Here is a 25565-nt window from a genome sequence, read left to right on the forward strand (position 1 = left end):
CTTCAGCGCAGGCTCACCCCGCGCTGACCTTATCCTGTGCCGGCACCTCACTCGGTGCCGGCAGATTCTGTTGTTCCCGGTACGCCGACTCGAGCGCGGCCGGAACATTCTCCAGATCGCGGTAGACGCTCAGGAGTTGCTCCAGGATCCTGATCCGACGCTCGGCGGCGGCGTCCACCACTCGCCGGGCCTCCTCCCGATCCCGGTCGATGCGCTCCTTGGCGTCGGCGAGCAGCTGCTCACGCACCCGCTGGGCATCGTCGCGCATGCTGGCCAGTTCGGCCTCGAGAGCTTCCTTGGTTTCGCGATACCCGGCCTCCATGGCCTTGTGCTGCGCGGCCATATCCGCCAACACCTCACGGTGCTTGCGTTGTTCGGCCTCGATCTCCGCTTCGGCCGCGCTGATCAGCGCCTCCGCCTCGGTCCGCGCCTCGGCCTGCATCTCGGAAATCTCGTCGACCGTGCGGGCCAGCATCTTTGCCGTCCGTTGTTGCATCGCATGCGGCGCGGGTGAGGTGTCGGTGAGCAGCGCGACCTCCTTGCGCAGCGATGCCGTCTCCTCAGCGGAGTCCTTCAGCCGGGCCCGCAGGCTTTCGACGTCGTTGAGCAGCAGATTCTGCTTGGTGGTCAACATCTCGATGTGCGCGTCGACCGCGGCCGAGTCGTAGCCCATGAACTTGCGGGTGAATGCCATTGCCGGTTCGGTGATCACTGCCAATTTCCCCTCCCTGGAAATGCCGTAAACCGCGTTGCGCCGACCCCACCGACCCCGTCGAGTATGTCAGGGCCGGGCCATCGGCGCAGAGAAGCCGCCGAGGCGAGCGCTCAGGCTCGACGATAGCTGTGGAAGCGATATCGCAGGCCAGAGCGGCTGACCTGCCATTCCCCCGTCTCGCCGAGCCATGTCTCGTCGAGGATCGGGGCCAGCGCGTCCTCGTCGTCGCGCACCAGGTCGACCTCGATCTCGGTGACCTCACAGCGGCTGGCGCGCGGCAGCGCGAGCGCATAGATCTGGGCACCGCCGATCACCCACGCCTCGGGGTCGGTCAGGGCCTCATTAAGGGCTGAGTCGATGGAGCCGACCACTTCGGCTCCATCGGCGACGAAGTCGGCCCGGCGCGACAGCACGATGTTTCGGCGCCCGGGCAGCGGCCGCACCTTGGCCGGCAACGAGTCCCAGGTGCGCCGGCCCATAACGACGGTGTGACCCACCGTCACCTGCTTGAAGCGGGCCAGGTCTTCGGGCACGTGCCAGGGGATGTCGCCATTGCGTCCGATGACACCGGATGTGGACTGAGCCCACACCAAGCCGAGACAGGTCATACAGCGACGGGAGCTTTGATCGCCGGGTGCGGATCGTAATTCTTGACGACGACGTCTTCGTAGGTGTAGTCGAAGATCGAATCACGGTGTGCCAAAAGAAGTTCCGGGTACGGCCGCGGATCGCGATCGAGCTGGGTCCGCACCTGCTCGACGTGATTGTCGTAGATGTGGCAGTCGCCGCCGGTCCAGACGAACTCGCCGACGCCCAGGCCCGCCTGGGCCGCCATCATGTGGGTGAGCAGCGCGTAGCTGGCGATGTTGAACGGCACCCCCAGGAACAGATCGGCGCTGCGCTGGTAGAGCTGGCAGCTCAGCCGCCCGTCGGCCACGTAGAACTGGAAGAACGCGTGGCACGGCGGCAGCGCCATCTGCGGGATTTCGCCGACGTTCCACGCCGAGACGATATTGCGCCGGGAGTCCGGATCGCTACGCAGCAATTCCAGCGCGGCGCTGATCTGATCGATGTGCTCTCCCGACGGAGTCGGCCAGGATCGCCACTGCACGCCATAGATGGGTCCGAGATCGCCCGTGTCGCTGGCCCATTCATCCCAGATCGTGACGCCGCGCTCCTGTAACCAGCCGACGTTGGAGTCGCCACGCAGGAACCACAGCAACTCGTAGACCACCGATTTGAGGTGGACCTTCTTGGTGGTCAGCAGCGGGAAGCCGGCGGACAGGTCGTAGCGCAACTGCCGGCCGAACAGGCTGCGGGTTCCGGTGCCGGTGCGGTCCGATTTGGCCGAACCCGTCTCGAGGACCAGGCGCAGCAGGTCCTCGTAGGGCGTGGGGATCGGCACGCGAAAAGCTTAGCGGCGATCGCAGGCGCGGCGAAGCCGGGCGCGGCGGGTCGGCGCCAATTATTTTCCGTCCACATCTCAGGAGTAGAACGGTGCCATGCCGAACATCACCGACACGATCGCCACCGCCGACGGCACCTGCACCGTCCATCTGTTCACCCCCGAAGGCCCGGACACCGGAGCCCCCCACCCCGCCGTCATCATGTACCCCGACGCGGGCGGCGTGCGCGACACCTTCCAGCAAATGGCGGCCAAATTGGCCGGATTCGGTTACACGGTGCTGCTGCCGGACGTGTACTACCGCAACGCCGGGTGGGCCCCGTTCGACATGGCCAGCGTGTTCGGCGACGAACAGGAGCGCAAGCGCCTGTTTTCGATGATCGGCAGCCTGACCCCAGACAAGATCACCGGTGACGCCCGCGCGTTCTTCAACTACCTGGCGGCGCGCCCCGAAGTCTCGGGTGAACGTTTCGGCGTCTGCGGCTATTGCATGGGTGGGCGCATCTCGGTGCTGCTGGCCGGCCGGGTTCCCGACCGGGTCGCGGCCGCGGCGTCCTTCCACGGCGGCGGCCTGGTGTCCGACACCGCGGACAGCCCGCACCTGCTCGCCGACCGGATGACGGCCACGGTCTACGTCGGCGGCGCCGAGAACGACGCGTCGTTCACCACCGACCACGCCGAACAGCTCGACAAGGCGCTGACGGCGGCCGGCGTGCGGCACACCATCGAGTGGTACGCCGCGGCCCACGGCTTCGCGGTCCCCGACAACGCGCCCTATGACGCGGCCGCCGCACAACGCCATTGGGAGGCGATGACGGAGCTCTTCGGTTCGGCGCTGGCGCGCTAGGGCTTTCCGCCGCTCACCGCATCGAGCAACAGCCTTGCGGCCACCGCCGCGCCGTCGGCGCGGGTCGTCGCGGCCACCGCCGTAGCTCGGGCGCGGGTCTCGTCGGCCAGGGTCACCTCGAGTGCGGCCGCTAGCGAGCCCGGGGGCGGGGTCCGGCCGTCGCATGCGGTGCCGATGCCCAGCTCGGCCACCCGGCAGGCCCAGTACACCTGGTCAGCGCCCTGCGGCACGACGAGCTGGGGCACGCCGGCCTGGGCTGCCGTCGTCGTCGTGCCCGCGCCGCCGTGGTGCACGACGGCGGCCACCCGACCGAACAGCGCCTGTTGGTTGACCTCACCGACACCCAGGCAGTCGTCGCGGTCATCGGTCGGGACCAGCTCGGCCCAGCCGCGAGACAGCAGCACGCGCCGGCCCTGGGCGCGGATCGCCTCGATCGCCATCGGGACGACCTCCTTGGAACCCCACAGCGGCATGCTGCCGAAGCCGACATACACCGGAGGCGTGCCGGCGTCCAGAAACTCCTCCAGCTCGGCCGGGAGCGGGCGTTCGTCGTGCAGCACCCACGCGCCGGTTTGTACGACGTGCAGGTCCGTCAGCCGCTGCCACGGGCCCAGCGTCGGGTCGGCCGCCAGCCAGGGGTGGTTGGTGTAGGCGTAGGAACGCACGTCGTCCACCGGGCCCAGGCCGATCGCCGCCCGGTGGCTGTTGAGCGTCGGGCCGAACAGCGCATTGGCGTTGCGGGCGTTGTAGTTCCACATCATCCGGTTGTCGATCTCGCTGGTCCCCATCGCCCGCCCGACGTACTCGGGCGGCGGGTGGTAGGGCGACGGCAGGTGGGTCGGGTGGTAGCTCGCGTAGATGTAATGGATGCCAAGTTTGTCGGCCACCGACCGTGCGCCGGCCGCCGTCCACACCAGGGCGGTCGACACGATCGCGTCACATCCCTGCGCCGCGGCGGCGACGGTGTCGAACTGTGCGGCGAGTAGCCCGAGCACGTGCCCGCGCAGGTCCTCCTCCGACGACTGCGCCGCCCCGATCGTCACCTCGCGCACCGAGGGACCGAATCCCACCAGTGGGATGCCGAAACCTGCTGCCCGATCGGCGAATTCGTCGTCGGGCGGCGCGCACACCACTGCCTGGGCCCCGAGCGCCTGCAGCTGCACCGCGACTCCAAGCAGTGGTTCGACGCCGCCGCGCGTGTCGTAGGTCGACAGCAACACCCGCATGGCGCTCAGCCGGCCGGCAGGTCTACCAGGCCGGCCAGCCGGGTCCGATGGCGGTAGGCGGTGCCGAACGCCAGCTGATCGCTCTTGGCCCGCTTGAGGTACAGATGGGCCGGATACTCCCAGGCATGCCGATGCCGCCGTGCAGCTGCACGCACTCCTCCGCGGCGTGCACCGCGATACCGCTGCAGTAGGCCTGCGCGACGGCCGCGGCGATGCTCGCGTCCGGATCTTCCCGGGCGCTGGTGTCCGCCGCGTAGCGGGCCGCCGCCGTCGCCGATCCGACTTCGAACCACAGATCCGCCAGCCGATGTTTGATCGCCTGATAGGACCCGATCGCGCGGCCGAACTGCTTGCGCTGCTTGGCATACGCCAGCGTGGTCTCGAGACACCACTGCGCCAGGCCCAGCTGTTCGGACGCCAGCAGCGCCGCACCGGTCTCTAGCGCGGCGGCCACGGCCGCATCCGCACCGGGGCCGATCACGGTGGACGATGCCGCCGAAAACTGAATATTGGCAAGCGATCTGGTCATGTCCAGGGCCAGCAGCGGTGACACCTCGACCCCGGCCGCATCGGTGGAGATGGTGTGCAATTCCAGTCCGTCGGCACCCGCGACCGGCACCACCAACACGTCGGCCTCGGCCGCACCGGCGACGCTGCTGACCGCTCCGGTCAGGCCGTCGGCGTCGCTGCTCACCCCCGCGATCGGGTCGCCGGGAGCGGTGGACAGCGGCACCACCAGCGCCGCGGTCAGCTCGCCTTCGGCCAGCGCGGAAAGGGTTTCGGTCGCGCCCGCCCTAAGCAGCGCGACGGTGGCGAGCACCGCACTGGACAGGAACGGCACCGGCGCCACCGCACGGCCGATCTCCTCCATCACGACCGCGGCCTCGCGGGCACTCGCGCCGGCACCGCCCAGCGATTCCGGCACCAGCAGACCCGCCACTCCGAGCTCACCCGCCAGCCGCCGCCAGACCCCGGAAAAGTCTTGCGGCGCCGGGTCATAAGCCCGGGCCACCACCTCGGGTGGGCACTGCTCGGCGAACAGCTGGCGGACGCTGTCACGCAACGCGTCTTCGGTGTCGGAGTAGAGCAGGTCCCCGGTGCTCATCGGGCCCCTTTTTCCAGGTCCGACCAAGGCCTGTCCTTGTCGACGCGGTGCTCGCCGGGCAGGCCGAGAATCCGCTCAGAAATCGTGTTGCGCAAGATTTCCGACGTGCCGCCCTCGATCGAGTTGCCGCGCGCCCGCAGGTATCGATAGCCGGGATTGCGACCGATCAGGTCGACGACTTCGGTTCTGCGCATCGTCCAGTCGTCGTACTGCAGGCCGGATTCCGCGTGCAGCTCGATATCGAAGCCCGAAAGGGCTTGCGCCAGTTTGGCGAACGCGATCTTCATACCGGCGCCCTCCGGTCCGGGCTGGCCCGCCTGGGCCTGCTGTCCGAGCCGGTCGGCGGCCAGCCGAAGGACCTCCGCCTCGACCCAGAGGCGCATCAGCTCGTCGTGCATCGCACAGTTGCGCAGCCCCGGCTCGTCCCGCCACGCCTGGGTGATCTTCCCGACCATTCCGCCCTCTCGCGGGACGCCGGAACTGGCGCCGATCGCGACGCGTTCGTTGTTGAGTGTGGTGGTCGCGACTCGCCAGCCACCGCCCACGGCCCCGAGGCGATTCGCGTCGGGCACCCGGACGTCGGTGAGGAACACCTCGTTGAACTCCGCCTCGCCGGTGATCTGACGCAGCGGCCGGACGTCCACGCCCGGTTGCGTCATGTCGCAGAGAAAGTAGGTCAAACCCGCGTGCTTGGGCACTGTCGGATCGGTGCGGGCAACCAGGATGGCCATCTGCGCGTGCTGCGCCATCGACGTCCACACCTTCTGCCCGTTGACAATCCAATCCTCAGGGTTATGCGCGTCGCGCACCGCGCGGGTGGCCACACCGGCCAGGTCCGAGCCTGCGCCCGGTTCGCTGAACAACTGGCAGTAGACTTGTTCGCCGGTGAACAACGGGCGCAAGAACTTTCGCTTCTGCTCGTCGGTGCCGAAAGCCGCGATGGTCGGGGCCGCCATGCCCATCCCGATGAAGTTCTGGGGAGTGCCGCCCACCGGTGCGCCCGCGGCGAACAGCCGCGCGTTCACCGTTTCCTGCGCCTTGCGCGGTAGATCCAGCCCTCCGAAGCCCTGCGGAAGGTGCACCCACGCCAGCCCGGCATCGAATTGCGCGCCAAGGAATTCGCGGGGCTCGGTGGTCGCCGGGTCGTGTTCGTCCAGGAGCGCCTGAATCCGTTTGTCGAGAAAGTCGGTGCTCATGATTTGACTTCGGGCCTCATCTGGAAGCCTTGCGCGCCGCCCAGCAGGAGACCGCCGTCCATCACCAACGTCTCACCGGTGATCCAGCTCGCCGCGTCGGAAACCAGGAAGGCCACCGCGTTCGCCACATCGGCGGGCTCTCCGATGCGGCCGAGCGCAATCTGCGACGCCAGCGGATCCTCGTGGTCCTTCCACAGCGCCTCGGCCAATCGGGTACGAACCACTCCCGGGGCGATCGCATTGACCCGCACCCGCGGCGACAGTTCCAGGGCCAGTTGTTTGGTGACGTGGATCAGCGCCGCCTTGGTGGCGTTGTACAGCCCCATTGCCGGCGACTGGTGCAGCCCACCGATGGAGGCGGTGTTGACGATCGAGCCACCGTGCTCGCCCATCCATGCCTTGACAACAAGCGATGTCCAGAGCAGCGGAGCCCACAGATTGACGTCGAAGATCTTGGTGAACCTCGCGTGATCCTGGTCGATCAGCGGGCCGTACGCCGGATTGGTGCCGGCATTATTGATCAAAATGTCGACGCTGCCGAACTTTTCCAAAGCCAGGTCCACGCAGTTGCGCGCGGCGTCCTCGTCGACCGCGTGCGCGCCGACGCCCAAGGCCCGTTCCCCGACTTGCGCCGCGGCCGCATCGGCCGCTTCCTGTTTGCGGGCGGTCAGCACCACATTGGCGCCCGCGGCCGCCAGCTGCTGCGAAATGGCTAACCCGATTCCGCGCGACGCCCCCGTGATAATCGCAGTACGGCCGGTCAGATCCAGTGTAATCATCTTGGTACACCTTTTGTTTTGTGGGGGGCCGGAGCTCGCAGCTGACGAACGCCGATTGCAATCAATCTTGCGCAGAGAGGTTTTGTCCGCGCGCGTGCGTGGTATGCGAGTCGCATGTTAGCGAAATTGACCTTCCTGAAACCACTGGTGGTCGGCGGCGCAGTTGCTGCTGCGATCGCCGCCACACCGATCGCCGCTGCAGAAAGTTTTGCGACCGGCCCGGCCATGTCCGGCCCGGCGCCCACCCACATCGTCTTCAAGGACGGCCCGGGTGGCGGCGGCTGCGACGCCAACGGCAACTGCGGCTCCGGCGGCCAGAACAGCGGCCCGGGCGGCGTTCCCGGCGGTACTGGATGTTTGCCGGGCGTTGGCTGCGGATCCGGCCACGCCTGATTCCCCTTCCGACACGACCCTTCAGGCTCCCGTCAGCCTGGTGATCCAGGCGCGGGAGTCTGAAGGGTCGATTACGTCGTCCAGCTCGAACGTCGTGGCGGCCCGAAGCGCCTTACCTTGTTGGTAGGCCGCCGCCACCAGCTTCTCGAATAGCTGCTGACGTTCGCCGGCATCCGACGCGGCGGCCAGCTCCTTGCTGAAGCCCAGGCGTACCGCGCCTTCTAGGCCCATGCCCCCGATCTCCCCCGCCGGCCAGGCGACGGTGAACTGCGGAGCATGAAAAGAGCCGCCCGCCATGGCCATTGCGCCCAATCCGTAACCCTTGCGCAAGATGATCATTCCGAGCGGTACGCTCAGCCGCGCACCGAGCACGAACATCCGGCCGAACCGGCGCACCGCGGCTTGCTTCTCCGCGTCCGGCCCGACCATGAATCCCGGTGTGTCGCACAACGACACCACCGGCAGCCGAAACGACTCACACAACGTGAGAAAGTCGCCGGCCTTGTCCGCGGCCTCGGCATCGATCGCGCCCCCCAGATGGTGACTGCTGTTGGCCAGCAATCCGTATGCCACACCTTCCACCCGCACGAGCGCTGTGACGATGCCGACGCCATAGTCGGGGCGCAGCTCGAGAATCGAGCCGACGTCCACGATCGACTCGATCGCCCGGCGCACGTCGTAGGCGCGTAACCGGTTCTCCGGCACCACCTGTCGGGCCAGGCGCGGTTCGGGTGCCTGCCAGTCGGGGATGCTGCCCCGAAAGTACGACAGGTACTGTTTGGCCAGCGAAACCGCGTGCGCCTCGTCATGCGCGACCAGGCTCACCACCCCGTTGTGCCGCTGCACGTCAATCGGACCGATCGCCTCGGGCGGGTACACCCCGAGCCCACCGCCCTCGATCATCGCCGGCCCGCCCATTCCGATGTTGGCGTCCGGGGTCGCGATAATCACGTCGCACACCCCGGCCAGTGCGGCATTGCCGGCGAAGCAACGCCCGGAGACGATGGACACCAACGGCACCTGGCCGCGCAACCCGGCGAGCACCCGGAACGTCGGCACGTCCAGCCCGGCCGCGCCACCGACATCGGTGTCGCCGGGCCGCCCGCCACCACCTTCGGCAAACAGCACTACCGGCAAGCCTTTTCGGGCGGCCATGTCGAAAATCCGGTCCGTCTTGGCATGGTTGCGCATGCCCTGCGTCCCGGCGAGCACGGTGTAGTCGTAGGACACCACCACCGCCTCGGCGGCCGCCCGGCCGAATCGATCGGCACCGATCGTCGCCAACCCGGCGACCAGGCCGTCGGCGGGGGTGTTAGCGATCAGGTCCTCGTCGGGGCGCCGGCTGCGCTGGGCGGCGATGGCCAGCGCGCCGTACTCGATGAAGCTGCCGTCATCGATCAGGTCGGCGATGTTCTCGCGGGCGGTGCGACGCCCCTGCTGGTGCCGCTTGGCCACTGCCGCTTCGCGACCTTCGTCTAGGGTGAGTAGATGGCGCCTGCGGACTTCGTCGAGGTCGGCGCGGGGCGCGTCGAGATCGACTGCGGCGGAAGCAGACTCGCTGCTGACGCCGGCCCCGGTGCGGGCGAAGACCACCAGCGGGTCTCCGGTGCCGACGACCTGGCCTGGTGTCACGAGATTGCGGACCGTCCGCAGCGCATCCGGCGCAACGAGCACGTGCTGCATTTTCATCGCTTCGAGCACGACCAGCTGGTCGCCGGGCGAAAGCTCTGCGCCCTCGGCTGCGACTTCGACGACGGTTCCGGCCAGCTGGGCGCGCAGCGCTTCCTCGCCGGGATACAGCTCGACGGACACCACCCGGGCGTCGTGCTCGTGCGTCAGCGCCGCGGCCGCCAGTTCGGGCAGCTTCGCGTCGAGGAAACCCGTCGTCACCGTGCCGGACTCAATATCGCTGTCGGACAACAGCCCTTGTAGGAATCTGATGTTGGTTTGGACACCCTCGACCCCGAATTCGGCCAGCGCGGTGCGCGACTTGCGCAGCGCAGCCGTAAACGACGATCCGTGGACATGGGTGATGACCTTGGCCAGCAGCGAGTCGTAGCGCGCGCTCAATGCCAAGCCCGTCCGCCCGTACGTGTCGACGCGCACTCCCGGACCGCTCGGCGGCGAGAACACCGTCAAGGTGCCCGCCGCCGGTAGCACGGTCCCGTCCGCGGTGAGGGTTTCCATGTTGACCCGGGCCTGGATCGCGATGCCGCGCCGGGTGGCGGGCTCTCCGATGACTTCGTCACCGTCAGAGGCGATTCCGGACGGCAACCCCAACTGATAGTAGGAGGCGCCGCCGGCGATGGCGAGCGCGGCGGCGACCAGGTCTACCCCGGTGGTCTCCTCGGTGATCGTGTGCTCGACCTGAATGCGGGGGTTGACTTCCAGGAAGACGTACGTCTCACCGGACACCAGGAATTCGACGGTGGCCAGCCCCCGCAGGCCGACTCTGCCGCAGAGCCGGACCGCGGCCAGGTGCAGATCACGACGCAGCGCATCCGAAAGCCCTTGCGCGGGTGCTACTTCCACGATCTTCTGGTAGCGCCGCTGGATGCTGCAGTCACGGTCGCCGAGGCCCAGCGCATGCGTGCGGGGGCCGGCCGGCGCGGCGACGACCTGCACCTCGATATGCCTGGCGTCGTCGAGTAGCGCCTCGGCGAATACCGCGGGATTGCCGAACCCCAACTGCGCCTCCGCGGCACACTGCCGGTAGGCGTTGTCGATCTGGTCGGCATTGTCCACCCTGCGCATACCGCGCCCACCCCCGCCGGCCAGCGCCTTGAGCATGATCGCCCCGTCCTGAGCAGCGAAGAATGCCCGGACCTCCTCGACACTGCTCGGCCCTACGGTGGCCGGCAGCACCGGCAACCCGGCGGCGGCCGCGGCGGCGCGCGCCGCGGATTTGTTGCCGACCGTCTCGAGCACGTCGGCGTCCGGTCCGACGAACGTGTAACCGGCGGCCGCACAGGCACGAGCGAAATCGGCGTTCTCGGACAAAAAGCCGTAACCCGGGTGGATCAGACCCGCGCCGGAATTCTTCGCCGCAGCGAGTATGGAGGACTGGTCCAGGTAAGCGTCCGGACCGCTGCCCGGCAAACCGATCGCTTCGTCCGCCGCATGCACGTGCGGGCTTTCGGCGTCATCCTCGGCGTAGGCCGCGACCGTCTGCATGCCTAATTCGGTTGCGGTGCGGATGATCCGGAGCGCAATCTCGCCGCGATTGGCGATCAGCAACGGCGCTGTCATCGGAGCGGCTCACCCCATCGCACTTCGCCGCGAAGCCTGGCCTTGAGTAGTTTGCCACCGGCGTTGCGCGGCAGCGGTTCGGAGGCCACCGTTACGTATTGCGGGATCTTGTAGTCGGCGAGCTGCCCGCGGCAGTGGTCGAGCACGGCGGACACATCGATCTGCGTTTCACCGGAGAACAGCACGGCTCCGACCTTTTCTCCCATCACGTCGTCGGGCACCGCCAACACGCAGGCGTCCGCGACATCCGGCGCGGCCAGCAGCACCGCCTCGACCTCGACGCTGGAGACGTTCTCGCCGCCGCGATTGATGATGTCCTTGAGCCGGTCGACGATGTGCACCCGGCCCGCGGTGTCGACCCGCACCACGTCGCCGGTGTGCAACCAGCCGTCCACGATGGTGGCCTCGGTGGCTTCCGGTCGATTCCAGTATCCGGCAGTCAGATTGGCGCCGCGCGCCACCAACTCACCGACGGCCGGGTCGTCTCGGCTGGGGATCACGCCGAGGTCCACCGAGGGGACCGCGTACCCCACGGTGTCGGCGTGGTCGAACGCCTCGGAGTCGGGCAATACGGTCATCAGCGAGGCGGACTCGGTCATGCCGTAGCCGTTGAACACCGTAGCTTGTGCAAACGCCTCCTTCACCGACCGCACCAACGAGGGAGCGATCGGCGCACCGCCATAACCCACCCAACTAACCGCGGAAACGTCGGCGTCGGCGAAAGCCTTGTGCCGCAGCAGCAACGAATAGATCGCCGGCACCGTCACCATGGACGAAATCCGTTCGCCGGCCAAGGTGGCGATCAGCTGGTCCAGGTTCAGCGCGGGCATGATCACCGCCGCTCCCCCGACCCGGGCCGCCGCTAAAAGCTGTGTGTTGCAACCCGTTACGTGAAACAGCGGCACCGAGATGAGTGTGCGCAGGCCCGCACCGATATCGCCGGGCAATCCCGAACAACGGGCATGGTTTTCGGTGTTGGTGACGAATGCCTCGTGGGTGGTCGGCACGCCCTTGGGGTGGCCGGTCGTGCCCGAGGTGTAGAACAGTGCGGCCGTGTCGGCCTTTTCGAGCCGCTCGGTCACATACGGTTGCCCGTCGGGCAGCGGCGCATCCGCGGCCAGGTCCACCCGCACGCCCGCGTCGGACAGCACGAACTCGACCTCGGGCTGCGCCGAGCGGGTATTGACCGCCACCGCAATGCCGCCGGCCATCACCGTGCCCCAAAACGCGAGCACCCAGTTGATTCCCGCGGGGTGGCGCACCGCCACGCGGTCACCGGGTTGCACCCCGGCCGCCCGCAGTCCGCCCGCGACCCGCGCGGCGCGGTCCCACAGCTGCCGGTAGGTCAATCGGTCGCCGCCGACCTAGACGACCGCCTCGTCATGCGGGCTGCCGTCGACCTGCCCAGCCAGCATGTCGAGCAGCGTGGCCGGCAGCTCGTCGTAACGCGGAATACCGTCACGGTCGCGCGACACACCCGTCAGCGGAAACGGGTTGTGGTCGCGTGAAATGTCGATCACTGGAGGCATGGCCGGTCGTTACTATCCGGTGTCCTATCGTGATAGCGGTGACGATCGAGGATTCCGCCATCATGCCCGAGGCATTCTTCACTGTCGACGGCGACTCCTACGTTCCGGGCCCGCTGACGCAGGGGCCATGGGGCGCGGCGATGGGCGGCCAGATCGTCGGCGGCCTGTTGGGTTGGGGTATGGAACAATCAGGCATCGATCCCGACTTCCAGCCCGCCCGCCTGAACGTCGACCTGTTGCGACCCGTGCTGATGCTACCGGTGCAGATTCAAACCTCGATTCAACGCGAAGGCCGCCGCATCAGGCTGGTCGACGCCGCCCTGGTTCAGCGCGGCACAACGGTCGCGCGGGCCAGTGCGTTATTCCTGCGCCGCGGCGAGCATCCCGACGGCCAGGTGTGGTCCCTTCCGGTGCAGATGCCGAAGCTGCCGACCTGCTACGACGAGTTCCCGGCCGACACGCCTTTTCTCATCTGGGGATACGGGGCCACGTCGGAGGGCAGTCCCGGGATCGCCGCCGGCGAGTGGGAGCAGTCCCACGCTCAGAAGTTCGCCTGGGCGCGGCTGTTTCGGCCGATGGTGCACGGCCACCCGCTGACACCGTTCACCCGCCTGGCCTTTGCCGGCGACATTACCAGCTCGCTTACGCATTGGGGCACAGGCGGATTGCGCTACATCAACGCCGACTACACCGTGACCGCAAGCCGATTGCCCGACGGCGAATTCATCGGGCTGGCCTCCCAAAGCCACTACGGCACGGCCGGTGTGGCCACCGGCGCGGCCACCCTGTTCGACTGCCACGGCCCGATCGGCACCAGCTCGGCACTGGCCGTGGCCCAACCCGCCGACGCGTTCAAACCGCCCTACACCTAGGCCATCCTCGTCGAACTCGTAGGCCGTTCTGGTGCGGCATTCTCAGCCCGACGCGATTTATCCCATCAACGTCGCCGCGACCGTCGCGCCGAGTTCCCAGCACGCCTCAACGTCGGCCTTGGTCGGCTTACCCGACACCACCGCGTACTCCGCCGCCTTCACCCAACCCAGGCCTGTGGTGATCCCGTCGACCGCGCGCTGCGCGCCTTCGGCGCCCTCGTTGCCGTGCAGGTACAAGCCGAACGGTCGCCCCTGCGTCGAATCGAGCAATTGGTAATAGGCACAGTCGAATGCGTGCTTGAGTGCGCCCGAAATATAGCCAAGGTTGGCCGGCGTGCCGAGCAGATAGCCGTCCGCCTCCAGCATTTCGACCGGCGACACGGTGAGCGCCGGCCGTCGAATGACCTCCACCCCCTCGATCTCGGGGTCCGTCGCCCCGGCCACCACCGCCTCGAACATCTCCTGGCAGTGCGGCGACGGCGTGTGGTGCACGATCAGCAGCGTCTTGCTCACGGGCGCCCCTCCAGCCGGACCGCCGTCTTCATGGCTTCGCGGGCGCGGCGGCGATCCCCCGCATAGTCGTAGGCCCGGGCCAGCCGATACCAATGCCGCCAATCGTCGGGGTGGGCTTCCACTTCGGTGCGCACGCTGGCGAACAGCTCGTCGGCCGCATCGCGCTGGATGCGACCCGACGGACGCCGCGGCAGCGTGCTGGCATCGATTTCCATTCCGTCCTCAGCGATCAGGCGGGCCAACTTCTGGTGTGCGAACCCGGCCCGCAGCGTCGTGATCATCGCCCACAGCCCGATCACCGGCATGATCAACACCGCCAACCCGAGGCCGACGGCTGCCGCGCGGCCCGAGGCGATCATCGCGACGGCCAACCGCCCCAGCAGCACGAAGTACACCAACATCGCCGCGCACAGGAACGCGATCAGCAATTGCGTGCGCAGCGACCTGCTCATTGCAGGTTGAGCAGGGGCTCCAGCCCCACCGTCAGTCCAGGGTGTTCTTTGATGCGGCGCACCGCCAGCAGCACGCCGGGCACGAACGACGTGCGGTCCAGGCTGTCGTGGCGGATGGTCAGCGTCTCCCCCTCGGTGCCGAACAGCACCTCCTGGTGCGCGACCAGCCCGGCCAGCCGCACCGAGTGCACCGGGATTCCGTCGACGTCGGCGCCCCGGGCGCCGGGCAGGCCGGTGCTGGTGGCATCGGGGTTGGGGGGCAAGCCTTTTCGCGCCTCGGCGATCAGCTTGGCGGTACGGGTCGCGGTGCCCGACGGGGCGTCGGCCTTATGCGGGTGATGCAGCTCGACGATCTCGGCGGAGTCGAAGAAGGGCGCGGCCTGCTTGGCGAAATGCATCGATAGCACGGCGCCGATCGCGAAGTTCGGTGCGATCAGCACCGAAGTTTTCGGGCTGTCGGCCAGCCAGGCCTCGACCTGCTGCAATCGCTCCGAGGTGAAGCCGGTAGTACCGACCACGGCGTGAATTCCGTTGGCGATCAAGAACTCCAGGTTGCCCATCACCACGCCGGGGTGGGTGAAGTCGATGACGACCTCGGTGTCGCCGTCGGTGAGCAGGCTCATCGGATCGCCGGCGTCGACCTCGGCAGACAACGTCAGATCCTCGGCGGCCCGCACCCCGGCCACCATCGCCGACCCCACCTTGCCCTTGGCTCCCAGCACTCCTACCCGCATGGCCTTCACCCTAGACGTGCGGTTCTCGGGGTTTGTCCACAGTTGCGCCTTTGTCCACAGGTGGCGCGTTTGCCGTGGCTGCGGGCGATTTTGGACCATAGAATTCGAACATGCATTCGATTGAAGTTCCGGCAGAGGTGTCGGCCGCCCTGGACGCGCAGGACGCCGGCGATGCCGCGATCCGCGGCTTGAACTTCGATACGTTGAGCCCCATCGTGCGGCTGCGCGTGCTCGAACGGATGGAAGCCTCGCACCGGCGGCGGATCGCGGCGAGCCACGACGTCATTGCGAGCTTGGCGAAGGAGGAGCCCGCCGATGTGGGTGGCCCCGCCTACAAGGTCATCGCCGATCGGCTACGGATCAGCTACGCTGAGACCCGCCGGCGGGTTCGGGATGCCCAACAGCTCTCTGCGCGTGTGACTCTCACCGGCCAGGAGCTGCCGCCGGAGCTGCCGGCCACCGCCACGGTCTGGCGAGAGGGCAGGCTTGACGCGCAGCATCTGCGCGTGATTCAAGCCTTCGTCCGCGACCTTCCCGACGCGACACCCGCCGATGCCGTCGAGGACGCCGAGCGTTTCCTGGCCGAGCAAGCCACCAAACTGCGTCCCGATCAGCTGGAACGGGCCGCACATCGAATTGCGTTGCACATCAACCCCGACGGGAAGTTCTCCGACTCGGACCGCGCGCGCCAGCGCGGCTTCGCGTGGTGCGGTCAGCGCAGCGACGGGATGAGCATCGGAAAGCTTGTCGCCTCACCGGAATTGCGCGCCAATCTCGACGCGTGGTTCGCGCGATTCGCCGCGCCCGGCGTGTGCAACCCGGATGACGAATACCCGTGCACCACTGACGAACCCGCCGAGGATTTGGTGAGCCATGACGCGCGAACGCCCGGACAGCGTCAACACGACGCGCTCAATGCGCTAGTTCGCGGCCAGTTGGGCGACCCGAAGCTCGGTCAGCACAACGGGTTACCGGTCAGCGTGATCGTGTCGACGACGCTGCAGGAGCTGAGGACCGGCGCGGGCCGAGCGGTGACGGGCGGGGGAACACTGCTGCCCATGCGAGACCTGATCCGGATGGCCAGCCACGCCTATCACTACCTCGCCGTGTTCGACGAACATCAAAGTCGGCCACTGTATCTCGGCCGATCTCGCCGGGTCGCCACATCCGATCAACGCGTGGTCCTCTATGCGAAGGATCGCGGGTGCACGCATCCGGGCTGCGACGCACCAGGCTATTGGTGCGAGGTCCACCACGTCGACGAGTGGGCCGCCGGCGGCACGACCGATGTCGACAATCTTACGTTCGCGTGCCGGCCGCACCACAAACTAGCCGGAGCAGGTTGGCGGACAAGGAAATTGGCCAACGGCAACACCGAGTGGATCCCACCGCCGCAGTTTGACCTCGGCGCGCGCACCAACGACTACCACCACCCGGAACGGTTGGCCGGTAATGACGAAGCGGGCTCAGGTTAGAGCTTGAAGCGCCCGGCGAACCCGCGCAGCGGCAGGTCCGCACTGGTGATCAGTCCGGGGGGCGCCGCCACTACCGCCCTGATCGAGGCGAGGGCGGGCATGCCGGTCACGGTCATGCCGATGGAGGCGAAGTTGTCCGGGTTGGACAGGTCGACGCCGGGTTTGGGGAAGATCATGTGCTTGTTGTAGACGCACGGATCGCCCTTGATCGCAGTGATGTAGCAGCCCTTGATATCCCAGTGCGGATCGGTGTGCGGGGTCATCTGCCATTCCAGATGCGTCTCGACCCGGGGCACCCCGTCGACCATGCCCTGGTACTTGATGTAGTTGCCGCCCAGCGAACCCTTGGGCAGGATGTGCCAACCCAGGTCGACGTCCTTGGTGCAGGCACCCAACTCGTAGCTGAACTTGACCTCGTCGAGTTCGACGTCGAAGCAGTCGGCCATCAACAGCACGCTGTCGGCGAACACGCGGGTGTACTTCTCCAGCTTGGCCGGGATCGACGGGTCATCCACGGGCAGGCCGTAACCCACCTCGATCCAGGTGTCCTTGGAGTGGTGACACGAAACGTCGACGGACTCGATCGTGGTGACATTTTCGATGTCGGCGACATCGGCCGAGCACACCACGCCGAGAATCTGGTTGAGCCCCGGGTTCATCCCGGTGCCATAGAACGTTGCGCCGCCCTTTTCACATGCCTCGGCCAGCAGCTGGGTCACCGGTTTGCCGGACGGGTGCGGGTGGTTCGTGTCGCGGTGCCACCCGGTGATCCAGTCGGCGGTGGTGACGATATCGATGCCCGCCTCAAGCACTTGTACATAGAGGTCCTCGTCGGGAAACACGCCATGAAAGGTGACGACGTCGGCTCCGCTCCCGATGATCTCCTCGACGGACCCGGTGAACTTCACCCCGTTGGACCCCACGCCGGCGAACTCGCCCGTGTCCTTGCCGACCTTCTCCGGCGAATAGGCATGCACCCCAACGAGTTCCAGATCCGGCTGGGTCGCGATCCGCCTGATCATCTCCGAACCGACGTTTCCACTTCCGGCCTGGAAGACGCGGATCGGTCCAGCGGGTGCGTTCATTGCATTCAGCCTTTCTGGGATGCTGCGTACACTTCGGCGGCACTGCTACCGATGCCGTCGGGATAGAACTGCTTGGCCCACTTGCGAATTGCCGTGAACCCTTCGTACTCGTCGGTGGCCAGCGCGGGCGGATCCGAATACCGCTGGTGTTGCCAGATTTCGACGTCCTGCTCGAACTGCCGGATGACTTCTCGGCCGAACTCCTGGGCCTTCGTCTCGGCGCGGACCGGATCCTTGTGCGGCGTGCGGCCGATGTACACCATGAACCGGATATCTGAAGTGAACTCGTCGACCGGGGTGATCGCCGAGATTGTGCGGTTGTCGACCATGCCCCAACTCTTGGTCACCGCGATTCCCAGTCCGCCGTTGATCGCCTCGACGCCGCTGTTGACGTCCTCGATCCGCTGCCCGTCGTCACCCTCGAACGTGATGGTGAAATCCACGAAAGACACCGGTTCGCCGAAGTCGTGGCGGGTGAAGACCGGCACGATGGGCGTGTTGTGCACGTACTTGAAGTGCGCGAAGTCCACCCCGTTTTCCAGCACATACTGCGGATGCAGCTCCAGGCCAGCGCGGTACAACCGCTGCTGCGGGTAGTAGCGTTCGGCACTGCTGCCATCGCCGAACGCGGCGAACACATCCGGGGCCTCGAAGAACGGCTCACGACGCTGCTCGTCGTGCCAGATGTAGACCGACTCGTTGCGCTCCACCACGGGATAGGTGCGCACCCGACGCCCCCGGTTGGGGCGGTCCTGATACGGAATGCACACGTTGCGCCCCTCATTGCTCCACTGCCAGCCGTGGAACGGGCACTGCAATACCTCGCCGACGACCTTGCCGCCATAGCCGAGATGCGCGCCCAGGTGTTCGCAATAGGCGTTCATGACGGTGAGCTGGCCGGACTCGGCCCGCCAGGCCACCAACTCCTGATCGAAGTACTTCATCTTGTGGACGTCCCCGACGCTGATCTCCTCGGACCAGGCGACCTGGAACCATCCGGTCGGTTTCATCGACAACGGCGGCTTAGCTATCGAACTCAGCCATCAGAGCTGCCCTCCTCGCAACGAATGATAGCGGCGCCGGTCAATAATCACAGTACCCTCTATGAACAAATTAGCCTGCTCGGCCGTCGCATGCAAGCAATCGATTAGGATCGGCCGATGGCGCAGCGGGCTACCAGGCACGTTTCGGAGGCTGGAGTCGTTGGCCGGCGGCCGAACCGCCGCGGCAGCGCGACGCGCGAGAACATGCTCGAGGCCGCGCTGCGGTCGCTGGGCTCGGGCGAGCCGGGTTCGGTGTCGGCCAATCGCATCGCCAAAGACATCGGCGCCACCTGGGGCGCGGTCCAGTATCAGTTCGGCGACACCGACGGTTTCTGGGCGGCGGTGCTGCACCGCACCGCCGAGCGACGCGCGGCAACGTTTTCGTCACTGGCGACGCCGATCGATCCGAACGCGCCCCTGCGTGAGCGCGTCAGCGCCATCATCGAAACCTTGTACCGCGGTCTGGCGTCGCCGGATTCGCGCGCGATCGAGAATCTGCGCGCGGCTCTCCCCCGCGACCCCGATGAGCTGGAACGCCTCTACCCGCGCACCGCCGCGGAGTTGTTCTCCTGGGGCAAGAGCTGGCTGGAAACGTGCCAGCACGCCTTCGCCGGGCTCGACGTCGATCCCGACCGGGTCCGCGAGGTGGCCGCGCTGATCCCCGGTGCGATGCGTGGGCTGGTGTCGGAGCGTCAACTTGGGTCGTACGCCGACCTGGACCTGGCCCGGCGAGGTCTGACCAATGCCCTGGTCGCCTATCTCGAGCATTCGCGGCCCGACTGACCCTAAGGTGGCCCTGTGCAATCGAAGGACGTCAAGATCCGTAGGGCCGGACCACGCGATTTCGAGAGGGTTGCGGCGATGCACTATCCGGTGTGGCGGCGGTCCTTCGCCGGAATTCTGGAAGATCACCTGCTCGACCTGATCGCGACGCCGAAACTGTGGGCCACGGTGAAGTACCCGGAAGCGCTGCATCAGCCGGGGTGGGGCATGTGGGTTGCCGAGGCTCGCCACAAGCTGCTGGGGATGACGGTCTTCGGACCCGACGCCTCCAACACCGACGACGTGCAAATAGACGCCCTCTACACCGCAGACGAAGCCAAGGGGCTCGGCGTCGGCGTGCGCCTGCTCAACAAAGCGGTGCGCGCCAGTCCGTCGGGTGAGGCGGTCTTGTGGTGCGCGGAAAAGAACGCCGGAGCGCGAAAATTTTACGAAGACAATGCTTTTCAATTTGACGACCGCACCCTCATCTGGGAGCCGCTGCCCGGCGTAACGGTGCGCCACGTGGGTTACCGGCGTCATCGATCAGCACCGGAAGGCTGAGCGTACTCAGGCGTCGATGACCAGCCGGTCTGCCTTGGCCCGCGACACGCAGACGAGCATCTCGCCGTCGCCGACGACCGTGCGGCCGCGGTGATCGACTCGTCCGGCAAGCACTTTGACCTTGCACGTCCCGCAGAAACCCTGCTGACACGAGTATGGGGTGGTCGGATCGAGATCGCGCATCACGTCCAGCGCCGACCGGTTGGCCGGAACACGCAGCAGCCGCTGCGAGCGAGCCAGCTCGAGCTCGAATGCAACGCCGTCGACCACCGGCGGCGGGCTGAAGCGCTCGTAATGCAATGGTGCGTCGGCGTGTTCGTTGCGGGCAATCCGGACCGCCTCGAGCATCCCGCCCGGTCCGCAGACGTAAACGGCCGTCGTCGGCCCGGCGCCGGCAAGCAGGTCGTCGACCGCAGCACACCGGCCGTGTTCGTCGTCGGCCCACACGGTCACCCGCTCTGGCGCCACCGCCACCACTTCGTACAGCAACGGCATGTACTCCCGGCTGCGCCCGGCATAGAGTGCGCGCCAATTGGTTCCGCGCTGCTGGGCCACCTGGATCATCGGCAGGATCGGCGTCACGCCGATGCCCCCGATCACGAACAACACGTCACGTTCGGCCGTGCCGAGATAAAAGGCATTGCGCGGGCCCTCGAAAACCAGCGTGTCGCCTACGGAAAACGCGTCGTGCATTTCGATCGAACCGCCCCCGCCGTCGGCGATCCGGCGCACGGCGATGCGGTAGTCGGTGCGCCGCCCGGGCGGACCGCAGAGCGAGTACTGACGTCGCCGTCCCGAGGGCAGCACCACGTCGATATGCCCACCGGGCGTCCAGGCAGGGAGCAACCCGCCATCCGGGTCGGCCAGCGTCAATGCGACGACATCGGGCGCGACGAGTTCGCGCTTCGTCACGACGGCGGATTGGGTGCGCCACACCGGCTTGATACGCGAGGGCTCCCACCGCGAGACCGAGCTGAATCCGTCGAACAACACCCGGATCCCCCACAACACCGTGCCGAGGCGGTCGCGGTCGCGCCGGCCATAGAGGTCGGCGGGCCTACTGGTCCAGATGCTTTCCCGCACAGGCGAATCTCCCCCACTCTACTTAGGTTGGCCGAATGTCCAACCGCGCGAGCAGCCGAATCGCCCCCGGGCTGATCCGCCGCATCGCGTAGCCGATCCGCGACTCGGCGGCGATCGGTAACACCGCGGGGCCGGTCTTGACGGCCTTGACGATCGCCTCGGCAACGGCCTCCGGGGTGTAGTTGCGGCGACGGTAGGCCACGCCGGCCTTGTCCCGGGCGCGCTCCTGCTCGTCGTCCGACATCCCGGCATAGATCGTGCTTTTGGCGATATCGGTGTTGACGAACCCGGGGCACACCGCGGTCACGGTGATGCCCTCGTCGGCGAAATCGGCTCGCAGCGATTCGCTGAACCCCAGCACCGCCGCCTTCGTGGTGCTGTAGGCGACCATTGATTTCGAGGGAAGGTACGCCGACGCCGACGCCACGTTGATGATCGTCCCGCCCTCGCCGCGCTCGACCATCTGCGCGCCGAAAGCCCGGCTACCGGAGATGACTCCGCGCAGATTGATCCCGATGATGTCCTCCCAGTTGCCCGAGCTGGTCTCCAGAAACCGGCCCGCCATCCCGATGCCGGCATTGTTCACCAGGATGTCGACCACGCCGTGGTCGTTGAGGACCTGCGCGGCAAGGTCGTTCACCGCCTCTTCCTCGCTGACGTCGGCTTGGTACACCGCGGCCTCGGCGCACGCGGCGCGAACGGCGTCCGCGGTTTCGTTGGCCGCGGCGAGGTCTCGATCGACGATGACCACCTTGCGGGCACCGTGACGGGCCAGCTCCACGGCCGTGGCCCGGCCGATGCCGGCGCCCGCGCCCGTGATCAACGCGAGCTTGCCGGGGATCTCGCGCGGACCGGCGTGTGTCTCGGTTGCGGCGACCGTGCCACCGACGCTGCGATCGACCCACTCGCTGGTCAGCCGCGCCACGACATCGGGGCGCGAGGTCACCACCCAGTGGCCGCCCTCGATCGAAACCACCCTGCCCCCAGCGGGAATCGCGCCGGTAAAACGCTGCAGGGCGGGAGTCACGAACAGGTCCATGCGCGGCACCAGCACCTGGACCGCGACGTTGGTTTTCGGCAGCTCGCGTCCCGGCGACAGCATCGGCGAGGGCATGTTGGCCCGGTACAGGTTCAACCCGTTGACATAGTCGGCGATCGACCGCTGCGTCGCGCGGCGTTGGCTACGCGTGCTCGACCGGCCGATGCGTTCAACGGCCTCAACGACTTTCACGCCGATTCCGGAATAAAACGCCGCTTCGGGCACGCCCGGGCACAGAAAGAACCCGATGTAGGTCGACGCCAACAGCTGCCCTGCCACCTGAGCCAGCGACCGCGGGTTGCGCGCCGAGCGCAGGAACCTGCCGGCGTACTCCAGGTGCGGGCCCGAGATCGAGGTGAACGAGGCGATCTTGTCCATCACCGATACGTCGGTGATGGCCGCCCACGCCTGAATCGAGCCCCAGTCGTGGGCGAGCAGGTGGACCTGCTCGACCTCCAGGCTGTCGATCACCGCACCGAGATCGGACACCAGGTGCTCGAAGGCATATCCGGATTGCTTTGCCGGGCGCGATGATTCGCCGGCGCCGCGAACGTCGTAGGCGACGAAGTTGTATCGGCCGGCGTAGTTCCGCGCGAATTCCTCGGCGACCGGATCCCAGACGTGGTGATTATCGGGCCAGCCGTGAATGGCCAGGATGGTCGGGCGCGCAGCATCGATTTCGGTGTAACGATGAACGGCCAGGGCCACACCGTTGGACGCCGTGAATCCGAAGTTGATGGTCATGGATCAGTGCGAGGCCCTGGCCGCGGGAGAGACGGCCAGATAGTCGACCGCCTGTCCAAGCCCGCCCAACTGCGAGGGATGGAAGCCCGGCCGGTAGTAATCGGCGATACCACGCAAAAATCGTAGCGGGCCGGGCAGCAAACCTCGCCGGGCCGCTTTGACGTAGTCGCGCCAGCGCGGCTTGGTGCCCGGCGCCAGCAGTGGGTCCACCGAATACAGGTAGCGCACACCGCGAATCCACAACAGCAACATCGCCGGCGAGACCACCAGCTGCGCGCGCACCTGCCGCCAATACCCCGCCCGCAGATGCTTCATGGTGTCGAAGGCCACCGCCTTGTGCTCGACTTCTTCGGCGCCATGCCAGCGAAGCATGTCCAGCATCACCGGGTCGGTTCCGATCGCATCGTGTGCCGGAGTGCTCAGAATCCACTCGCCCAAGATCGCGGTGTAATGCTCGATCGCGGAGACGAACGAGACCTGCTCGAGCAACCAAGCGTCCTGGCGCCGCTTGCTCCAACCCGGCCGGGACCCCAGCACCTTTTCGATCATCCACCTGACCTGGCCGGTGTAGGGCGTCACGTCGATGCCCCGCGCGTCGAACCGGGCCAGCACGCCCGAGTGCGCCTGAGAATGCACCGCCTCCTGGCCGATGAAGCCCTGCACGTCGAGGCGCAGCTGGTCGTCGCGGATCAGTGGCAGCGCCCGCTTGAACACCTCGACGAAGAACTCCTCGCCCGCCGGCAGCAGCAGGTGCAAGACGTTGAGCATGTGCGTGGTGAACGGCTCGCCGGGCACGTAATGCACCGGCAGCGTCGCCCAGTCGAATGCCACATCACGCGCCTCGAGCACGAGACGCTCATGGTCCAACGACGCCCCCGACCTTCCTGAGTGCGGACCCGCGGCCTGGTCGTCGACGGTGAACATAAGGCCCCCTACCTGGGCATTTACCCCGGCCAACAGTCGTCTTGGTGAACTTCGGGCATCGCAAGTATAAGTTCGCGACGCGGATATGCGAAACCGCCGGTACCGGATTTTCGGGTTTTCAGGTTTTCCCGGGGCCTAGATCGGGGCCGCTCCACGGAGATGTTCGAAGATCAATGAGGTCTGCGTCCCAGCGACGTCGGCGTCGGCGTTGAGGTTCTCCACCACGAAGGAACGCAGGTCCTCGGTGTCGCGGGCCGCGACATGCAGGATGAAATCGTCTGCACCGGCGAGGAAGTAAACATCCATCACCTGTCGCCGGCCGCGAATCTGGTGGATGAAGCTGCGAATGTTGCCGCGCGCGTTGGACTGTAGGGTCACCGAGATCATCGCCTGCAGCGGCATCCCCGCCGCGACCGGATTGATGTCGGTGTAGAAGCCGCGGATCACGCCGAGGTCCACCAGCCGCCGCACCCGCCCATGACACGTCGACGCCGCGATCCCGACCGCCTCGGCAAGCGCATTGTTGGTCATCCGCGCGTCGGCGTGCAGCAGGCTCAGGATTCTGCGGTCGACGGCGTCGAGGTCCGCGGGCCGAACATTCTTCGGCGCATTCGCCAGTTTGCCCGCGGTATCCGTTGACTTATCGGTCATAAGCAGATCTTATGAAATTAACATCAGCCTGCTTGCCGCTTCGTCGAAATTTCTTCACAATCAAGGCATGCGAGTCGGCATTCCCACCGAGACCAAAAACAACGAATTCAGGGTGGCCATCACCCCGGCAGGCGTCGCCGAGCTGACGCGCCGCGGCCACGAGGTGCTCGTCCAGGCGGGCGCCGGAGAAGGGTCGGCAATCACCGACATGGAGTTCAAGGCAGCGGGCGCGCAGCTGCTCAGCTCCGCCGACCAGGTCTGGGCCGATGCCGACCTGCTGCTCAAGGTCAAGGAACCGATGCCCGCCGAGTACGCCCTGCTGCACTCCGGGCAGGTTCTGTTCACCTATCTGCACCTAGCCGCGTCGCGTGCCTGCACCGGTGCGCTGTTGACGTCCGGCACGACGTCGATCGCCTACGAGACGGTGCAGACCGCCGACGGCGCGCTGCCGCTGCTGGCCCCGATGAGCGAGGTCGCCGGGCGGCTGTCCGCTCAGGTCGGTGCGTATCACCTGATGCGGACCCAGGGTGGCCGGGGCGTGCTGATGGGCGGGGTGCCGGGCGTCAAGCCGGCCGACGTCGTGGTGATCGGCGCCGGAACGGCCGGCTACAACGCGGCCCGGATGGCCAGCGGCATGGGGGCCAGCGTGATGGTGCTGGACCTCAACGTCGACAAGCTGCGGCTGCTCGACGCCGAGTTCACCGGCCGCATCCAGACTCGCCACTCGTCGGTCTACGAACTGGAAGGCGCTGTCAAACGCGCCGACCTGGTGATCGGGGCAGTCTTGGTGCCCGGCGCCAAGGCGCCGAAGCTGATCACAAATTCGCTTGTCGCACAGATGAAACCTGGGGCGGTATTGGTGGATATCTCGATCGACCAAGGCGGCTGCTTCGAAGATTCGCAGCCCACCACGCACGACGACCCGACGTTCGCGGTGCACGACGCGCTGTTCTACTGCGTGGCCAACATGCCCAGCGCGGTCCCGAAGACTTCGACCTACGCGCTGACGAACGCGACCATGCCGTACGTGCTGCGGTTGGCCGACCAAGGCTGGCAAGACGCCTGCCGGTCGGATCCTGCTCTGGCAAAAGGACTCTCGACACACCAGGGCGCGCTGCTGTCCGAACGCGTGGCCGCCGACTTGGACTTGCCGTTCGCCGAGCCGGCCGGCGTGCTGGCCTGA

At 67.0% G+C, this 25565-nt stretch carries 24 protein-coding genes and 1 pseudogene; 7 read left to right on the forward strand and 18 right to left on the reverse strand.

Features of this window, described 5'->3' with window-relative positions; translation table 11 throughout:
- Positions 1–13: 13 nt before the first annotated feature.
- The 3 genes from G6N54_RS07810 to G6N54_RS07820 all read right to left on the reverse strand — a co-directional run bounded on the left by G6N54_RS07810 (position 14) and on the right by G6N54_RS07820 (position 2120).
- Positions 14–712 (reverse strand): cell division protein DivIVA, encoded by a 699-nt coding sequence (locus G6N54_RS07810; RefSeq protein ID WP_163794584.1) that lies wholly within the window; start codon positions 710–712, stop codon positions 14–16.
- Positions 713–825: 113 nt separating this feature from the next.
- Positions 826–1323: a dihydrofolate reductase gene (locus tag G6N54_RS07815; RefSeq protein ID WP_163789480.1), complete on the reverse strand. Its 498-nt coding sequence runs from the start codon at positions 1321–1323 to the stop codon at positions 826–828.
- Positions 1320–2120 carry a thymidylate synthase gene (locus tag G6N54_RS07820; RefSeq protein ID WP_163789482.1) on the reverse strand — a complete coding sequence of 267 codons (801 nt, stop codon included), beginning with the start codon at positions 2118–2120 and terminating at the stop codon, positions 1320–1322. The genes G6N54_RS07815 and G6N54_RS07820 overlap by 4 nt, the downstream gene beginning before the upstream one ends.
- Positions 2121–2217: 97 nt before the next feature.
- On the opposite strand from G6N54_RS07820, the gene G6N54_RS07825 reads away from it, so the two are divergent.
- A complete protein-coding gene (locus G6N54_RS07825; protein WP_163789484.1) occupies positions 2218–2967 on the forward strand; it encodes an alpha/beta fold hydrolase in 750 nt (249 codons plus the stop codon).
- Here the strand turns inward: G6N54_RS07825 and G6N54_RS07830 are convergent.
- The 4 genes from G6N54_RS07830 to G6N54_RS07845 are packed head-to-tail and all read right to left on the reverse strand — an operon-like array spanning position 2964 to position 7273.
- Positions 2964–4193 (reverse strand): glycosyltransferase, encoded by a 1230-nt coding sequence (locus G6N54_RS07830; RefSeq protein WP_163789486.1) that lies wholly within the window; start codon positions 4191–4193, stop codon positions 2964–2966. The genes G6N54_RS07825 and G6N54_RS07830 overlap by 4 nt on opposite strands.
- A gap of 22 nt (positions 4194–4215) precedes the next feature.
- Positions 4216–5298, reverse strand: a complete 1083-nt coding sequence (locus G6N54_RS07835; RefSeq protein WP_232073504.1) for an acyl-CoA dehydrogenase family protein — start codon at positions 5296–5298, stop codon at positions 4216–4218.
- Positions 5295–6494, reverse strand: a complete 1200-nt coding sequence (locus G6N54_RS07840) for an acyl-CoA dehydrogenase family protein (protein ID WP_163789488.1) — start codon at positions 6492–6494, stop codon at positions 5295–5297. The genes G6N54_RS07835 and G6N54_RS07840 overlap by 4 nt, the downstream gene beginning before the upstream one ends.
- Positions 6491–7273: an SDR family oxidoreductase gene (locus tag G6N54_RS07845; protein ID WP_163789489.1), complete on the reverse strand. Its 783-nt coding sequence runs from the start codon at positions 7271–7273 to the stop codon at positions 6491–6493. The genes G6N54_RS07840 and G6N54_RS07845 overlap by 4 nt, the downstream gene beginning before the upstream one ends.
- A gap of 135 nt (positions 7274–7408) precedes the next feature.
- Between G6N54_RS07845 and G6N54_RS07850 the strand changes: the two genes are divergently transcribed.
- On the forward strand, positions 7409–7666 hold the full coding sequence (locus G6N54_RS07850) for a PE-PGRS family protein (RefSeq protein WP_163794585.1): 258 nt from the start codon (positions 7409–7411) through the stop codon (positions 7664–7666).
- 21 nt (positions 7667–7687) lie between these two features.
- Here G6N54_RS07850 and G6N54_RS07855 read toward each other — a convergent pair whose 3' ends face one another.
- Together G6N54_RS07855 and G6N54_RS07860 are read right to left on the reverse strand one after the other, a co-directional pair.
- Complete coding sequence (locus G6N54_RS07855; protein WP_163789492.1) at positions 7688–10915, reverse strand: acetyl-CoA carboxylase family protein; 3228 nt, start codon at positions 10913–10915, stop codon at positions 7688–7690.
- A pseudogene (locus G6N54_RS07860) lies at positions 10912–12444 on the reverse strand (class I adenylate-forming enzyme family protein). The gene G6N54_RS07855 and the pseudogene G6N54_RS07860 overlap by 4 nt, the downstream one beginning before the upstream one ends.
- Positions 12445–12482: 38 nt before the next feature.
- On the opposite strand from G6N54_RS07860, the gene G6N54_RS07865 reads away from it, so the two are divergent.
- The gene (locus tag G6N54_RS07865; protein WP_179969181.1) at positions 12483–13316 is read left to right on the forward strand and encodes an acyl-CoA thioesterase domain-containing protein; all 834 of its coding nucleotides are present in this window, start codon (positions 12483–12485) and stop codon (positions 13314–13316) included.
- Between the two features lie 57 nt (positions 13317–13373).
- On the opposite strand, the gene G6N54_RS07870 is transcribed toward G6N54_RS07865, so the two are convergent.
- The 3 genes from G6N54_RS07870 to dapB are packed head-to-tail and all read right to left on the reverse strand — an operon-like array spanning position 13374 to position 15015.
- The gene (locus tag G6N54_RS07870; RefSeq protein ID WP_170313085.1) at positions 13374–13775 is read right to left on the reverse strand and encodes a flavodoxin family protein; all 402 of its coding nucleotides are present in this window, start codon (positions 13773–13775) and stop codon (positions 13374–13376) included.
- A 50-nt stretch (positions 13776–13825) separates the two neighbouring features.
- On the reverse strand, positions 13826–14281 hold the full coding sequence (locus G6N54_RS07875) for a tetratricopeptide repeat protein (protein ID WP_163789495.1): 456 nt from the start codon (positions 14279–14281) through the stop codon (positions 13826–13828).
- Positions 14278–15015, reverse strand: a complete 738-nt coding sequence (gene dapB / locus G6N54_RS07880) for a 4-hydroxy-tetrahydrodipicolinate reductase (RefSeq protein WP_163789497.1) — start codon at positions 15013–15015, stop codon at positions 14278–14280. Before dapB ends, G6N54_RS07875 begins: the two co-directional genes overlap by 4 nt.
- Before the next feature lie 110 nt (positions 15016–15125).
- Here dapB and G6N54_RS07885 point away from each other — a divergent pair, with 110 nt between their 5' ends.
- Positions 15126–16490, forward strand: a complete 1365-nt coding sequence (locus tag G6N54_RS07885; RefSeq protein WP_163789499.1) for an HNH endonuclease signature motif containing protein — start codon at positions 15126–15128, stop codon at positions 16488–16490.
- On the opposite strand, the gene G6N54_RS07890 is transcribed toward G6N54_RS07885, so the two are convergent.
- Together G6N54_RS07890 and G6N54_RS07895 are read right to left on the reverse strand one after the other, a co-directional pair.
- Complete coding sequence (locus G6N54_RS07890; RefSeq protein WP_163789501.1) at positions 16487–17575, reverse strand: NAD(P)H-dependent amine dehydrogenase family protein; 1089 nt, start codon at positions 17573–17575, stop codon at positions 16487–16489. The genes G6N54_RS07885 and G6N54_RS07890 overlap by 4 nt on opposite strands.
- 5 nt (positions 17576–17580) lie before the next feature.
- Positions 17581–18606: a Rieske 2Fe-2S domain-containing protein gene (locus G6N54_RS07895; protein WP_163794587.1), complete on the reverse strand. Its 1026-nt coding sequence runs from the start codon at positions 18604–18606 to the stop codon at positions 17581–17583.
- 129 nt (positions 18607–18735) lie between these two features.
- Between G6N54_RS07895 and G6N54_RS07900 the strand changes: the two genes are divergently transcribed.
- Positions 18736–19401 carry a TetR/AcrR family transcriptional regulator gene (locus tag G6N54_RS07900; RefSeq protein WP_179969182.1) on the forward strand — a complete coding sequence of 222 codons (666 nt, stop codon included), beginning with the start codon at positions 18736–18738 and terminating at the stop codon, positions 19399–19401.
- A 78-nt stretch (positions 19402–19479) separates the two neighbouring features.
- Positions 19480–19941, forward strand: a complete 462-nt coding sequence (locus G6N54_RS07905) for a GNAT family N-acetyltransferase (protein WP_163789504.1) — start codon at positions 19480–19482, stop codon at positions 19939–19941.
- Between the two features lie 6 nt (positions 19942–19947).
- Here G6N54_RS07905 and G6N54_RS07910 read toward each other — a convergent pair whose 3' ends face one another.
- The 4 genes from G6N54_RS07910 to G6N54_RS07925 form a co-directional block, all read right to left on the reverse strand.
- Positions 19948–21024, reverse strand: a complete 1077-nt coding sequence (locus G6N54_RS07910) for a PDR/VanB family oxidoreductase (protein ID WP_197939579.1) — start codon at positions 21022–21024, stop codon at positions 19948–19950.
- 22 nt (positions 21025–21046) lie between these two features.
- Positions 21047–22807 (reverse strand): SDR family oxidoreductase, encoded by a 1761-nt coding sequence (locus tag G6N54_RS07915; RefSeq protein ID WP_163789506.1) that lies wholly within the window; start codon positions 22805–22807, stop codon positions 21047–21049.
- 3 nt (positions 22808–22810) lie between these two features.
- On the reverse strand, positions 22811–23731 hold the full coding sequence (locus tag G6N54_RS07920) for a metal-dependent hydrolase (protein WP_163789508.1): 921 nt from the start codon (positions 23729–23731) through the stop codon (positions 22811–22813).
- A gap of 135 nt (positions 23732–23866) precedes the next feature.
- A complete protein-coding gene (locus G6N54_RS07925) occupies positions 23867–24382 on the reverse strand; it encodes an HTH-type transcriptional regulator AldR (protein WP_163789510.1) in 516 nt (171 codons plus the stop codon).
- 67 nt (positions 24383–24449) lie between these two features.
- Here G6N54_RS07925 and ald point away from each other — a divergent pair, with 67 nt between their 5' ends.
- Complete coding sequence (gene ald / locus G6N54_RS07930) at positions 24450–25565, forward strand: alanine dehydrogenase (RefSeq protein WP_163789512.1); 1116 nt, start codon at positions 24450–24452, stop codon at positions 25563–25565.

Source organism: Mycobacterium stomatepiae (assembly GCF_010731715.1).
Lineage (GTDB): Bacteria > Actinomycetota > Actinomycetes > Mycobacteriales > Mycobacteriaceae > Mycobacterium > Mycobacterium stomatepiae.